Origin of the sequence: Commensalibacter sp. A3DC (assembly GCF_047307945.1) — a bacterium.
GTDB classification, from domain to species: Bacteria; Pseudomonadota; Alphaproteobacteria; order Acetobacterales; family Acetobacteraceae; genus Commensalibacter; species Commensalibacter melissae.
In genome coordinates, this window is record NZ_JAXOQA010000016.1 from 1 (window position 1) to 14,128 (window position 14,128).

A 14,128-nucleotide genomic window follows, 5' to 3' on the forward strand; every position below is an offset into this window, starting at 1 on the left:
ACTTTTTTGTTGCATCATTTTGAATGAAAAGCTACTAAATAAAGCAAATCGAAGCTGCTGTAGCTCAGTGGTAGAGCACTCCCTTGGTAAGGGAGAGGTCGCGAGTTCAATCCTCGCCAGCAGCACCATTTCTGATTATGTATGACAATTTAATATATCACATCTAATCTCGTTAAATTATTAAAAAATTTTTACAAGATCGTTCTGTTTTTCCATTCCCAACAAAATATATTTTCATATTCAATGACTCTTATCATTTCAACAATAATCATACCATCAGTCTGATAATAATAAACTTACAATCAAATCACAAAATACTAACTTAAAAACAAAATTAAAAATAAGTTGTTAAGAATTATTCGATTTTAAGGATTTTGAATTTTAACAACCATCTGTAGATTTAAACCAAATTTTAAAGATGGTAGCGACGGGCGGATTTGAACCACCGACCAAGGGATTATGATTCCCCTGCTCTACCACTGAGCTACGCCGCCTTATCAATCATTGAAAGACGAGTTTAATTACCCTTATTTAAATGACAAAGTCAAGTATTTTTCACTCATCTTCTATAATATTTTAACTATTTTCTTCCGAAAGCTTTTTTTTTCCTGCTGACAGCGCTCTAGGAGGCCTTCCTCTACGGGGCACACGAACCGGTGCGGGCTGTTCAGCCTCTATCTCCTGAACAACAGGAGTTTCATTTGCAGTTTCATCAATCTTAATTTCGACAGCCTCGGTTGTTTCCGGTTCATCCTCTATCATTTTTACAGGCTCTGTATTATTTGCCGTTTCCTGAAAATTATTGGGACGATGTCTTTGTTGATTAGACTGGTTAATCATATTAACAATACGAGAATAATGTTCTGCATACTGAAAAAAACTTTCAGCATTGACCCGATCCCCTGAACTTATGGCATCCCGTCCCTGTTGAAGATATTTTTCATGTAATTGTTGAGCAGTTCCACGAATACGTCCATTAGGACCGTTACTTTCAAACACATGATTTCGATTAAAAGAAACCTGTCCGTTTTGATGCCGTGCCCCCCCGTTATTGCCTGACCGGTAATAACGACCTCGCATACGTTTTGTATTCATAAGTTATTGTTATACTTTCCTATTAGTAAATATGAAACTAAGGTTACATTTTGATTGGTTGATAGATAATGATTAATATGAAACAAGTAAACTAAATGAAATAAATAAATTGCAATTTAATACTATAATTTATACAGCTATTAATCATTATATTGAGTTAGTAGCTTCTCTTACTATAATTAAAATAAAATTATATGATAAGCTTTTACAATTTTATATTAGAAAAAACAAGGGCTCTTGTATAACCATTTAAATCCTGTTGTTTTTGCACAACATGCAGCCCTACATCCCTTCCAATCTCTGTAACATGCTCTTCCTGTTCAATTCCTAGTTCTAAAATCAAAACTCCCTGTTCCGTTAATAAATCCGCGGCTTGATAACAGATTAAACGATATGCATCAAGGCCGTCCCTTCCCCCATCCAAAGCTGACATGGGTTCATAGTTTTTGACCTCTGGCATTAAATTTAATAATTCATGTTCACGAATGTAAGGTGGATTGGATAAAATAATATCAAATTCCCCCTTTAAGGCATTACCCCAATAACCCGTATAAAATATAGATCGGTCCGCCAATTTGCATTTTTCCGCATTTTTCCTTGCCAATCTAACAGCCTGTTCTTTATAATCGACCCCAATTCCAAAACTTTTCGTATATTCAGACAAAGCGGCAAGCAACAGGCAACCTGTGCCAGTTCCCAGATCCAGAAAATTATAACGAGTTTGGCGTTTCGGAAACAATTTCAACAAAACCTCGATCAAAGTCTCGCTATCAGCGCGAGGAATTAAAGTGGCTTCTGACACTTCCAAATTTAACGACCAAAATCCTTTTTCCCTCACAATATAAGCGAAAGGTTCATGCTGACTTCGTCTATAAAAATATGAACGAATTAGGACAGGATCGATCAATTCTGTTTTATCCATCAAGAATAATTCGGTTCTGCTTTTTTTTAACGCCGCAGCTATTAATAACATTGCCTCTCGTCGCGGTGCTTCAATTCCTGCCTTTTGAAAAAGCATCTCGCCTTCCTGAATTAATGAAGCCAACGGTATTTGTACACTATTATCCATGTAATCCAGTAAAAATCAATTTATCCAAATATAAAAACAACTAATGCTTTTAAACGATAATATAACTAAGGCATTAGACAGAAATAAAAGGCAAAAACAGAATTTTTTTCCTAGGTATTCTCTTCAGAAGCCAATAGTCGGGATTGTTCTTCCTGGATTAAATAATCGATAATCTCATCAAATTCCCCCAACATAACACGATCAATCTTATGCAACGTCAAATTTACCCGATGATCGGTAACACGTCCTTGTGGAAAGTTATATGTACGAATACGTTCAGAACGATCTCCTGTCCCCACCTGAGAACGACGGTCTGCCGCACGATTTTCATGAGCGGCCAACCGCTGTTGTTCATATAAACGTGCACGCAGGATCTTCATGGCTTTCGCCTTATTTTTGTGCTGACTTTTTTCCTCCTGCATCGCCACGACCACACCTGTCGGAATATGAGTGATCCGCACCGCACTTTCCGTTTTGTTAACATGCTGTCCACCAGCCCCAGAAGCACGATAGACATCAATCCGCAGATCACTTTCATCAATTGTGACATCCACTTCCTCTGCCTCAGGCAATACTGCAACGGTTACTGTTGAAGTATGAACACGCCCCTGACTTTCGGTAGCTGGAACACGTTGCACGCGATGAACACCCGATTCATATTTCAAACGTGCAAAAACTCCCGTGCCCGTGATTGAAGCAATCCCTTCTTTAAGACCGCCCAATCCAGTATCACCATATTCCAGAATTTCAAAGCGCCAGCCTCGAGATTCCGCGTAACGTTGATAAGCGGAAAAAAGTTCTGCCGCAAACAGACCCGCCTCATCACCCCCAGCCGCTGGACGTAGCTCTAAAATTGCACTTCGTTCATCAGCCTTGTCCTTTGGTAACATTGCCAAACGAATCTTATGTCTTATTTCCGGAAGTTTTTCATGCAACCCCTGTAACTCGGCCTGCGCCAAATCTTTCATTTCAGGATCATCAAGCATTTCCTGAACAGCCTGATAATCCTTTTCTGCCGTCCTTAAAGATTCAATCAAGGCTACAAGCGGATTCAATTCAGCATATTCACGTGAAGCCTCAATAAATTCATCCCCGGATATCTCAGTGGATAACAAGTGTTGTAATTCTTCTGACCGAGCTATGATTTTATCCAGACGATCATTAAAACTTGCAGAAAATTCTTCAGAAGACATAAATTATTTCGCCAATTTCAAAATAAGCTGAGAAACCAAATCATGCAAGGCAACCTCGACTTGTTCACCAGAATTCAAATCTTTCAACTGAACAACTTGTTTGGTCGCCTCATCCTCACCAATAAGCAATGCAATAGACGCTTTCCTTTTATTAGCCCACTCCATTTGTTTACGGAAATTCCCTTTATAGGTCATTTCAGCGGCAATTTTATGAGTTCGCAATAGCTGTAAAACCGTAAATGCCATTTCATGAACCGCATCAGAAAATACAATGATCGCTACAGATTTAGGTTGGACGGGTATCGAATTCAATAAAAGAGCCAATCTTTCAACCCCAGCCGCCCATCCAATAGCAGGAACAGAAGGTCCACCCATTTCTGCAACCAGCCCCTCATATCGTCCGCCCGCCAGAACGGTACCCTGTGATCCAAGCTTTGTCGTTACAAATTCAAAAACCGTATGACTATAATAATCCAATCCACGAACAATATAATAATTTTCTCTAAATGGAATTTTAAACTGATCCAGTGCTTTTCGTAACCTATCCCAGAATTCCAGTGCTGTCGGAGTCATATAATCTTTCATTAACGGAGCATGATCCAATAACGCTCTATCCTGTGCCGCCTTACTGTCCAAAATACGCAAGGGATTTTTCTCCAACCGATTTTGACTATCTTCTGATAATTCAGATTTAACAGTTTTGAAATAGGCAATTAAAGCTTCTCGCCATGCTTGACGGCTGATCAGATCCCCCAGCGTGTTCAATTCAAGAACAACATTATCTGAAATACCTAGGGCATTAAGAATATGCTGCCCCATTGCAATCATTTCCGCATCTGCAAAAGGGGTTGCCGTACCCAGCAATTCTGCACCAATCTGATAAAACTGCCGATAACGGCCTTTTTGAGGACGCTCATAACGAAACATTGGGCCGGCATAAAAAACCTTTTGAGGAAGGGTTTGGGTCAAAGCATTTGTAACCAAGGCACGGCAAATTCCAGCTGTTCCTTCGGGACGCAGGGTGAGAGAATCCCCACCACGATCCTGGAATGTATACATTTCCTTGGAAACAATATCCGACGTATCCCCTAAAGAGCGCGTAAAAACACCTGTTTCTTCAAAAACCGGTGTTATCCATTCTTCAAACCCATATAATGAAGTAATATTTTTTGCGGTTTGCATGACATATTGATGATTTTTTGCCTCGTCACCAATCAAATCATGGGTTCCACGAACGGGTTTAACCACACTCACTTTAAACTATCCTATATTTGAAATTATATTTTAAAATTAATTCTTTTCTTTTTTTTGAGCAGTTTTTTCCGCTTCAATCTGTGCGGCTTTTTGTTCAACCAATTGCACAATATGGTTAATCATTTCTTCAGCAGGAATCGTATGATCCTGCTTTCCACCAACATAGACCATATGACGTCCTGATCCACCCCCGGTAACACCCACATCCGTCATGGTGGCTTCACCTGGACCATTAACAACGCAACCAATGACAGAAAGCGTAATTGGCGTTTCAATATGAGCCAAACGTTCTTCCAATGTTGCAACCGTTGGAATGACCTTAAAACCTTGACGCGCACAGGAAGGACAGGAAACAACCCTTACCCCCCGATGACGCAAACCAAGCGTTTTCAGTATATCCCAGCCTACAACGACTTCCTCTTCAGGTTCAGCCGACAAGGAAACGCGCATTGTATCCCCAATACCTGCCCATAAAAGTGAACCTAATCCAATGGAGGATTTTACAGTCCCCGCTCTTTTCCCGCCCGCTTCAGTAATACCGATATGCAATGGATAGTCACAAGCTTCAGATAATAAACGATAAGCTTCAACCGCCAAAAAAACATCTGAAGCCTTAACACTAATTTTGAATTCGCGAAAATCATTATCTTCTAGGATTTTCGCGTGCTCCATCGCACTTTCCAATAAAGCCTCAGGATTAGGCTCTCCGTATTTTTCCAAAAGATGTTTTTCAAGAGAACCCGCATTAACCCCGATACGAATTGAACAGTTATAATCTTTTGCCGCCTTAATTACATCCCGAACACGATCCGCATTACCAATATTTCCTGGATTAATCCTTAAACAAGCAGCGCCTGCCTGTGCAGCTTCAATCGCCCTCTTATAATGAAAATGAATATCCGCAACAATTGGAACTTCCACATTACGGACAATCTCTTTCAGCGCCCTGGTACTATCCTCATCAGGACAGGAAACCCGAACAATATCAACCCCCACCTTTTCAGCTTTTTTAATTTGTGCAACCGTTGCCTGTGCATCACTGGTCAGCGTATTTGTCATTGTTTGAACACTAATCGGTGCATCCCCGCCAACAGGAACAGACCCCACATTAATTTGTCGACTTTTGCGACGAATAATTTGCTGATATGGGCGTAAACTCATTAATTTTTCTCCAAGTTAATTATGGTAATGCCTTTAACCTTAAAAGAAACAATCTTAAAAGATCAATTTTACACCATCTTCTTTTAACTAACCAACCCCATTAAAATATGCAATATATAACCGCTCAAACATAAAATATTTGTCCTAACGATTATCAGATCCTTCAGTCTTTTCCTGATCATTATTTAAATTCAAGCCATTCTCATTGACCATTTTCTTCTTATTTTTTTCAGGCATTGCATCCGAATTATTATCTACAGGTTCTGTAACAATCTTTTCCAATAACTCAGGCGTTATAACAAAATGCCGTAAAACCTTTCCCCTTTCACCCAGAGGCCTTGACTGCTTCCCATTATTTTCAATAATGACAGCCCCGGCATTGCCAATGGTCATAACAACCCTTGCATGATCTGATGGAACAGTCCAGCTTTCACCTTTTTGCAATGTTTTTTGCAATAAAATACGACCCTGTTGATCCTGAACTTTTAACCAACTGGCTCCGGATGTCCTGATAATGATATTGTTATCAACTTTTTCTGTTGTCTCATTATCTTTGCTTTCAATATTTTTTACCGAATCAGGATGTTGTTGATCAACCTTACCTGATGAGTCAGATGCTTTACTGGTTTGAATAGAAGAGGGTTCCTGTGGTTTCTGTTGATTGTCTATAGATGAATTTTGTGGAGACAACTTATTTTCTTGTAAAGAATTGTTTTTATCACCCTGCGAATAATTTGCCGGTTCCGAAGCCGGTTCATTTGTTTTTTGAGACTGGGCTACCTGTGATTCAAGTTTATGGATAGCATTGGAAACATTTTGATCCGGTTTTGCATTATTTACGTTTTGAGAGGGCATAACAGATGCAATCTGTGGTGAAATTTTTTCCTGCGCCTGATCTTTACCATTTTTATCCATAATGGATGGAATAGTTTCGGCAGGAACCTTTCGATGATCAGTCATTTTGTACCAGCCAACATATCCCCCGACAATAATCAGTAAACCTGCAAAAATAATTACAGCGGCAGGAACTCCAGATTGAGGGACAGGAGCAGGAAACAGTAATTTCTGTTTATATTCTGTTCCCTGATGCTCAAAACGAAAGCGCTTGATTACCTCGTCAACATTCAGTCCCAGAAACTCTGCATAAGAACGCAAAAAACCGGATGCATAGGCTATACCGGGCAACTGATCGATCTGCCCATCCTCCAGAGCCTTTAAAAAAACCAACCGGATTCTCAGCCTCTGAGAAATATCCTCCAAACTCAAGTGCAATTCTTCTCTTCTTGAACGAAGCATTTCGCCAATAGATTGTTTATTCGCATATTGTTCAGGTCCATTACTCATCTGCTTAAAACCCATTATATAGAATGTTCACATATCTGATATACGTTGTTGTCGTCTTACCAAAGCCTCAATTGCCTGTTGCATAAGTGTATGAAAGATATCGGCAACAGGTAAAATTTCCTTTACCATTCCCACGGATTGACCAGCCATAACCGAGCCATATTCCACATCACCTTCCTTTACCGCACGACGCAAAGCCCCCGCCCAAAAATGTTCAATGTCCAGTTGGGCATCCTCTTTACTTAATTCACCATTACGATATTTTTGAATTACGGCGGCTTGATGCTTCATGAACGCTTTTGTCCCTGGATTGGAAAGACCACGCACGGGAATAACTGGAAAACTATCATCCAATTGTACTGAAGCGACTGCATCCCGTGCCGAAGCGTGAATAAACGCTTTTTTAAACCTCTCGTGGGCTTGACTTTCTACCGCTGCAGCAAACATCGTGCCCAACTGTGCGCCAGAGGCACCCAATTCAAGAAATGAAACAATGGCATCGCCACGACCCAGTCCACCCGCAACAAAAACAGGTATTTCACGGATAACAGGTAAAATTTCTTGAGCAAGTACAGTCAAAGAAACAGGACCTATATGTCCCCCTGCTTCTGCCCCTTCTATCACCAGTGCATCAACACCCATTTTAAGCAACCGTTTTGCCAAAATCAAGGCTGGAGCAAACGCAATAACCCTAGCTCCCCCATCCTTAATTTGCCTGATTGCTGTACTCGAAGGAATACCCCCTGCCAACACAATATAATGAACCTTTAGACGCAGACAGACATCAATCAATTCAGACAATTTGGGATGCATCGTAATCAGATTTACCCCAAAAGGCTTTTTTGTCAGTGCCTGAGTGGCCTCAATTTCGACAGCTAGCATTTCGGGTTCCATTGCTCCACATGCAATCACGCCAAAACCCCCGGCATTGGAAATGGCTGAAACCAGATGATGCTCACTGACCCAGGACATAGCTCCGCCAAGAATGGCAACCTCACTTCCCAAAAAATCAGTGCCACGTTTCCACAGACGCTTCAATTCCCTTTTTGCTTGATCATATGAAACTAAATCCATATTCATTTTATCAGTCATTCATTTGATCCAATCCATAAGCTGTATGTAAAGCACGTACAGCCAATTCCACATACTCCGCAGCAACAATAACAGAAACCTTAATTTCACTTGTGGAAATCACTTGAACATTTATAGAACGTTCCGCCAATGTTTTAAACATAATATTTGCGACACCAGTATGAGAACGCATCCCAATTCCAACCACACTGATTTTTACAACATCCTCATCGGTCAGCAATTGTGAGAATTTAATTGTATCTTTTGCCTGTTCCAAAAGCTGTTGAACCTGTAACAAATCCGTTTTAGGCACTGTAAATGTCATATCTGTGGTTTGATTTGTCCCGCTACTCTGCACGATCATATCAACATTGATATTGGCCTCTGCCAAGGGCCTGAAAATAGAAGATGCCACTCCAGGAAAGTCGGGAATACCTTTTACAACCACCTTTGCTTCATTCAAGGAATAAGCGATTCCTGTTACTTGTTCTTTTTCCACAATTTCATCCTCACTAACAACTAAAGAACCTGGCAAAGACCCCTCCTTTGACGGGTCATGATCTTCAAAACTTGAAAGAACCTGAACACGCACCTGTTCCTTCATGGCCAATTCTACACTTCTGGTTTGCAAGACCTTTGCACCGACAGAGGCTAATTCCAACATCTCTTCATATGCGATTGCCTTTATTCGTTTTGCCTTTTTTACTATTCTGGGATCAGTTGTGTAAATTCCATCTACATCCGTGTAAATATCACATCTTGTAGCATTCAAGCTTGCAGCCAACGCAACCGCCGAAGTATCGGATCCACCCCGTCCCAAAGTTGATATACGCTTATTTTCATCTATTCCCTGAAATCCGGCAATAACAGGCACAACTCCAGCCTGCATGCATTCTATCAGGGCTGCTGATTCAATCTGTTTAATTCTGGCCCTACCATGCGCATCATCTGTAATTATGGGAATTTGCCAACCTGACCATGAACGTGCTTTAATCCCCATTGTTTGCAAAGCAATAGCCAAAAGCCCGCTGGTTACCTGTTCACCTGTCGCTACAATTGAATCATATTCGCAGGGATCATATAGGGGATTGAGGGTTTGACAATATTCAACCAGCTGGTTTGTGACCCCTGACATAGCTGACACAACCACGGCTACTTCACAACCTACGCCAACTTGTTTTTTGACTGTTTGAGCGACCTTACGAATCCTGTCCAAATCAGCAACCGACGTCCCACCAAACTTCATTACGATCCGGGGAATATCACAAGACATAAAAAATAAACTCCACAACTATTATTTTCAGCATTTAAATATGATATAATGAAGCATAAATCTCATTTTTCTAATATCATTCAATAATTAACTCAATTATCATTTATAAGCAAATAATTGACTTTTCTATTACTTTTCTTCCACCGAGGGTGAAATAAATGCCTATCGATACTACAGATAATGCCAACAAGCAAAATAATTCAATTATCACGAATGAAATTGATCATTTTAATCAGCTCGCAGATCAGTGGTGGGATCGAAAAGGGCCCATGAGCTCCCTTCATGACATGAATGATCTTCGTATTGAATGGATCAACCGCAACCTGAGACATAATAACCAATATTATAAATCCGGCAATATTCTGGATATCGGATGTGGAGCCGGTTTGGCCAGTGAAGCCCTGGCAAATATGGGATACAATGTATTGGGAATAGATGCCGGAGAAAAAGTTATCAAAGTCGCACAATATCATCTAGATACAACACCCTTGCTCCCTAATGGCGGCTCATTAACCTATAAGGTGGGAAGCATTGAGGAACTTGTTCACGAAAATCAACATTTTTCTGTCATTACGGCCCTAGAGCTACTTGAGCACGTTAATGATCCTCAGAACTTTATCCATAATATCTCCCGGTTGTTACAAACCAATGGTATGATTTTTGTATCAACAATCAACCGTACGTTACCGGCCTTTCTATTTGCCAAGGTAGCAGCTGAATATATTACACGCAAGTTGCCTGTCGGTACACATAACTGGAGACAATTCATCACACCTTCTGAATTGGGCAAAATGGCACATTCTGCCGGATTACGCATAAAATCTATTGCCGGAATGACTTTCTATCCAAATGGATGGAAACTGGCCCAGAATGTAAAAATCAATTATATTGCCTGCTTAACAAACTCATAATTTGTTAACTACAAAATAAATTAAAAAAAGCTTTTAGAAAAAACTAGAAGCTTTTTCTCTCACTCCACCATTATTGGATTGACTTAATAATATCCCTAAAAGAATTTTGCCCGTTGCCCTTACATCCAACTGTTATTAAACCTTACTTTTCTTTTTCATTTACTGGTTTCTGACGACAACCTGGAATGGACAAAATGGTTTTGATAACATGCTGATGAGAAATTGCCTTGGTGCATTCGAACTGTCGGGAAGTGTTGCTATGTTTCGGACAATATAGGAAATTATTATGATCAAATAAATATCGAATATCATTCCAACATCCATTACAAACATGCGTATTGAACACACGATAAGGCGTATTGAATTCAGTTAATGGATTGGTAAATCCTGAAATAACAACAACTGGAATGCCAGCACCCCATGCAAGCCAGGCAAGGCCAGAAGATAATCCGACAAAAAATTCAGCATGTTTCAACCAGCGTACTCTTTCCGTCAAAGGACGCGGACCTGTTTGATCTTCCGCACCGTTTGGAATATGATTCCAAACAAGATCCTTTCCGAAAACCCTGTCCCTATCAATACAAATTACACGATATCCAAGGCTTTTCAAAAAATCAATAACATAATGCCATCCAAAAGGATTGTTCCAGTATTTACATTGTGTCGAGGCCTGTGTAGCAATGACTACATAAGGTTCTGGAATAGGTCTTGTATCTTCACTTGCAACCAAACGAGGGGGGACCTCTTCAGGATCCACACCCAAAATATATCCTGCCGTTCGATGTAATCCTACCAACCTGAAATCACGAGGTTGCCAATTATTTTGTTCATCCTCAAAAAACAGGCCTATATAATATCCTGCATAAAATTTGTTTTCAATTTTCTGTTGAGCATAAACAGAAGCGTCAACAAATCTGATTTCCGGATAGGCTTTTTCAAACAAATCAATAAGGTTTTTTCCCAAAGCCAATGTCAGTTTACAGTCATGTTTCTTTCTAAATTTTTCTGCATAGGGCACCCAACCCAGTGAATCCCCCAAGGATCCGACCGGAAAGGCAATTAAAACTTCCTTGCCCCGAGCATTATATTCATGAACAAGAACCTCTTCTTGCTTTCCATCCTTATGAATCTTTGAAACAATGATTTTTCCATTCATATAATGATGTTTGGCAGTGGTTGCATATCCCTGATCCTGGCAGGTTTGATCCAGCAAGACAACCTCTGTATCAAGATCCATTAAACAAACGCGCCATCCCTCCCCTGCAGCTGGTTTTGGAACATATACGCGTATTCCAAAATTAAAATCGTATAAAATACCCATGGGTCCTTTTTGGGTAGGCTTAGGAGAGGCCTGTATAAATTGATTTACCAGATTTTTGGTGCTATTTGCCGGCTTTTGTTCTGTTTGATTGTTCACCTCTTCACCACCAATCATAGGTGAAAATCGTTTATCCAATGCTTGAATGGCGTCTTGGACCTGCCTGTTTTGTGATAAATTATTTATTTTGTTAATTAATTCACTTTCCTGAGTCTGCTTGTTTTCCAGAGAACTTGATAAATTGTCTTCACCTTTAACTTTTAATTTAACTCTTTCAAACCCTTCTACTCTCACCTTATCATTCTGGGTCAAGATAGTTCCCTTTCAATATAGAATTAAAATTATTTTTATAATTCAGAATTACAAATTTGCTTTGCTAATAAATGACATAAATCCGTATATGTTTGACATGCGGTCATAAAATCAGACGGGTCAATCTCAACGTGAAATTTTTCTTCAAATTTATAACGTAAGTCTAACAAAAGTTCATAATTAACCTCTTTGTTCAACAATTTGTTGCGTGTTAATTGCTTTACATTCCCCTTCCAATCTTTCGTTACATTTCCAATCCATTCTTCTACTTGATTATATGCCTCTTTAAAAGACAAAAATGCTGTAATGATCGGAACCTGATATCGAAATTCCTTAATGACAGGAAGTTTCTTCTCGCAAAAAGCCTCTCGCGTACGCGCAATCTGAATTTTGCCACTGGGTGTTTTTAAGACACCTCCCGGACGTGTCAATACAATTGTCCGAGGCCAAATCATATAAAGCTTGGTTACCTTTTCATAAATATATCCGGCAATTTCTTCATATGACTTGACGGGATTTCGTATGGTTTCCGCAAGAATGGTTATTGATGTTGGATCCTTTAAATTTTCAAGGAAGAAGGTTGTTCCATTAATTCGGATATCAGGACAGGAATTTTCCAATGTGCCACTAATATCGCCAGGATCATATTTCTTGTTGCCTAATGTTATGACGTTGCTGATCCTTCCAGCAAAGTACAATTCATTTTCATAAATGAACCCCAGATCACCGGTCCGCAAATAAAATTCCTTGGAACCAGATAATTTCGCATGAAATACATCCTTTGTTTCTTCTGGACGATTGAAATATCCTCTCGCAACACTGGGTCCAGAAACGCAAATTTCTCCGACCCGTCCATCTCGTAGAATTTGGTCGTTTTCCGGATTCACAATAACAATCTTTTGATCCTCCAAAGAATAACCACATGAAACCAAAATGCGTTGATCATTAACATCAGAAGCCTGCCTAACGAAACCTGTCATCAGGGCTTTTCGTGAAAAATTCCTGATTTTAGGGGAAACATTTGCCTTGCTGTTGGTAACGGTTAACGTTGCCTCGGCAAGACCATATCCAAAAATGAAATGCCTGGCCCTGAACCCTGCCGAGGAAAATCTCTTGCAAAATTTTTCTATTGTTTCAGCCTGAGAATTATCTGCCCCATTCACTGCTATTTGCCATGACGATAGATCTAATTTCCTGATCTCATTTTCCGTGGTTTCCCTTAAACAAAGATTATAGGCAAATGTTGGTCCGCCAGAAACCTGTATTTTATATCTGGTAATCGCCTGTAACCATCTTACCGGTTTTTCAATAAAATATTTTGGAGGCAACAGAAAAATTTTTCGTCCCAAACCTACTGGAACAATAATCCCCCCGATTAACCCCATATCATGGGCGAAAGGTAACCAACTCAATCCGTTGCATTCACTTTCAAGAATTTTTTCACTTGCTGGCTGATGCCGCACATTATACATCAAGTTACGATGCGTAATCAAAATCCCTTTCGTATTCCGTGTCGTCCCTGAACTGTACTGAATTAGAGCAACATCCTTATTATCACCCTTTTTAACTAATTTATCCCTGACATTTAATAAAACCTCCAGGGGAATCCAGACAGGATTACAATCCAGTTTCCGAAAATAATCCTTATATTCGATCAGTAAATGACGTGGACCAATAACAAAATCTGGTTGCGCATCATTTAAAACCGTTGCAAATCGTTCATCACTGCGAATAACATCAACATGAATTCCTGAAACAGGGATCATATTGGCATATATACAGCCAAAAAATGCCAAAACATAATTCAAATCATTTTCACATAAAATCAAAACCCTGTTTTTTTCCTTGCCAAAATGATGCAGTCCTGCCGCAATAACCGAAGCCTGATGATCAAGTTGAATGGCCGTCAGAGTGTCAACAGGATCACATTGGTCATTCAACAGCGTATAAATAACCATTGAGGGTGATGAGCATGCACGATGCTGCACCATATCAACAAGGGTATCGTTTCGCCAATCAACAACGTTATGTTGCTTACAAGTTCGGTCTTCCGTCTGGTCTTTCGGGATAATCAAAACCATCTTTTCTTTATCAATACCATCACTCGTATCTACACGTTCAAATTTT

General features: G+C 39.8%; 11 protein-coding genes and 2 tRNA genes. 2 read left to right on the forward strand and 11 right to left on the reverse strand.

Annotated features, from left to right (window positions below; all coding sequences use genetic code 11):
• Positions 1 to 53: 53 nt before the first annotated feature.
• A tRNA-Thr gene (locus U0839_RS03175) sits at positions 54 to 128 on the forward strand.
• Positions 129 to 419: 291 nt separating this feature from the next.
• Here U0839_RS03175 and U0839_RS03180 read toward each other — a convergent pair.
• From U0839_RS03180 to U0839_RS03220, 9 genes are all read right to left on the reverse strand, one after another.
• Positions 420 to 494 (reverse strand) — tRNA-Met (locus tag U0839_RS03180).
• An 82-nt stretch (positions 495 to 576) separates the two neighbouring features.
• Complete coding sequence (locus tag U0839_RS03185; protein WP_110439539.1) at positions 577 to 1,095, reverse strand: DUF4167 domain-containing protein; 519 nt, start codon at positions 1,093 to 1,095, stop codon at positions 577 to 579.
• A 205-nt stretch (positions 1,096 to 1,300) separates the two neighbouring features.
• Entirely contained in the window at positions 1,301 to 2,164 is an 864-nt protein-coding gene (prmC, locus tag U0839_RS03190) for a peptide chain release factor N(5)-glutamine methyltransferase (protein WP_155564890.1), read from the reverse strand.
• Positions 2,165 to 2,274: 110 nt separating this feature from the next.
• Positions 2,275 to 3,357: a peptide chain release factor 1 gene (prfA, locus tag U0839_RS03195; protein WP_155564889.1), complete on the reverse strand. Its 1,083-nt coding sequence runs from the start codon at positions 3,355 to 3,357 to the stop codon at positions 2,275 to 2,277.
• Positions 3,358 to 3,360: 3 nt separating this feature from the next.
• Positions 3,361 to 4,611 carry a histidine--tRNA ligase gene (gene hisS / locus U0839_RS03200; protein ID WP_413550058.1) on the reverse strand — a complete coding sequence of 417 codons (1,251 nt, stop codon included), beginning with the start codon at positions 4,609 to 4,611 and terminating at the stop codon, positions 3,361 to 3,363.
• A gap of 36 nt (positions 4,612 to 4,647) precedes the next feature.
• Positions 4,648 to 5,772, reverse strand: coding sequence for a flavodoxin-dependent (E)-4-hydroxy-3-methylbut-2-enyl-diphosphate synthase (ispG, locus tag U0839_RS03205; protein ID WP_110439535.1), 1,125 nt, complete (start codon positions 5,770 to 5,772; stop codon positions 4,648 to 4,650).
• A 144-nt stretch (positions 5,773 to 5,916) separates the two neighbouring features.
• Positions 5,917 to 7,116 carry a RodZ domain-containing protein gene (locus U0839_RS03210; protein WP_196424820.1) on the reverse strand — a complete coding sequence of 400 codons (1,200 nt, stop codon included), beginning with the start codon at positions 7,114 to 7,116 and terminating at the stop codon, positions 5,917 to 5,919.
• Positions 7,117 to 7,143: 27 nt separating this feature from the next.
• Entirely contained in the window at positions 7,144 to 8,208 is a 1,065-nt protein-coding gene (locus tag U0839_RS03215) for an NAD(P)H-dependent flavin oxidoreductase (protein ID WP_110439533.1), read from the reverse strand.
• Positions 8,201 to 9,460, reverse strand: a complete 1,260-nt coding sequence (locus U0839_RS03220) for an aspartate kinase (RefSeq protein WP_155564887.1) — start codon at positions 9,458 to 9,460, stop codon at positions 8,201 to 8,203. Before U0839_RS03220 ends, U0839_RS03215 begins: the two co-directional genes overlap by 8 nt.
• Before the next feature lie 158 nt (positions 9,461 to 9,618).
• Here U0839_RS03220 and ubiG point away from each other — a divergent pair, with 158 nt between their 5' ends.
• Positions 9,619 to 10,371: a bifunctional 2-polyprenyl-6-hydroxyphenol methylase/3-demethylubiquinol 3-O-methyltransferase UbiG gene (gene ubiG / locus U0839_RS03225; protein WP_413550060.1), complete on the forward strand. Its 753-nt coding sequence runs from the start codon at positions 9,619 to 9,621 to the stop codon at positions 10,369 to 10,371.
• Between the two features lie 142 nt (positions 10,372 to 10,513).
• On the opposite strand, the gene U0839_RS03230 is transcribed toward ubiG, so the two are convergent.
• Positions 10,514 to 11,806 carry an autotransporter strand-loop-strand O-heptosyltransferase gene (locus tag U0839_RS03230; RefSeq protein WP_370533575.1) on the reverse strand — a complete coding sequence of 431 codons (1,293 nt, stop codon included), beginning with the start codon at positions 11,804 to 11,806 and terminating at the stop codon, positions 10,514 to 10,516.
• Between the two features lie 230 nt (positions 11,807 to 12,036).
• Positions 12,037 to 14,082 (reverse strand): AMP-binding protein, encoded by a 2,046-nt coding sequence (locus U0839_RS03235; RefSeq protein ID WP_155564884.1) that lies wholly within the window; start codon positions 14,080 to 14,082, stop codon positions 12,037 to 12,039.
• Between the last annotated feature and the right edge of the window lie 46 nt (positions 14,083 to 14,128).

Excerpts from the sequence above, each read along its gene's own strand:
- U0839_RS03185 (WP_110439539.1), bottom strand. The coding sequence starts at position 1,095 with ATGAATACAAAACGTATGCGAGGTCGTTATTACCGGTCAGGCAATAAC.
- prmC (WP_155564890.1), bottom strand. The coding sequence starts at position 2,164 with ATGGATAATAGTGTACAAATACCGTTGGCTTCATTAATTCAGGAAGGC.
- prfA (WP_155564889.1), bottom strand. The coding sequence starts at position 3,357 with ATGTCTTCTGAAGAATTTTCTGCAAGTTTTAATGATCGTCTGGATAAA.
- ispG (WP_110439535.1), bottom strand. The coding sequence starts at position 5,772 with ATGAGTTTACGCCCATATCAGCAAATTATTCGTCGCAAAAGTCGACAA.
- U0839_RS03210 (WP_196424820.1), bottom strand. The coding sequence starts at position 7,116 with ATGAGTAATGGACCTGAACAATATGCGAATAAACAATCTATTGGCGAA.
- U0839_RS03215 (WP_110439533.1), bottom strand. The coding sequence starts at position 8,208 with ATGACTGATAAAATGAATATGGATTTAGTTTCATATGATCAAGCAAAA.
- U0839_RS03220 (WP_155564887.1), bottom strand. The coding sequence starts at position 9,460 with ATGTCTTGTGATATTCCCCGGATCGTAATGAAGTTTGGTGGGACGTCG.
- ubiG (WP_413550060.1), top strand. The coding sequence starts at position 9,619 with ATGCCTATCGATACTACAGATAATGCCAACAAGCAAAATAATTCAATT.
- U0839_RS03230 (WP_370533575.1), bottom strand. The coding sequence starts at position 11,806 with ATGATTGGTGGTGAAGAGGTGAACAATCAAACAGAACAAAAGCCGGCA.
- U0839_RS03235 (WP_155564884.1), bottom strand. The coding sequence starts at position 14,082 with ATGGTTTTGATTATCCCGAAAGACCAGACGGAAGACCGAACTTGTAAG.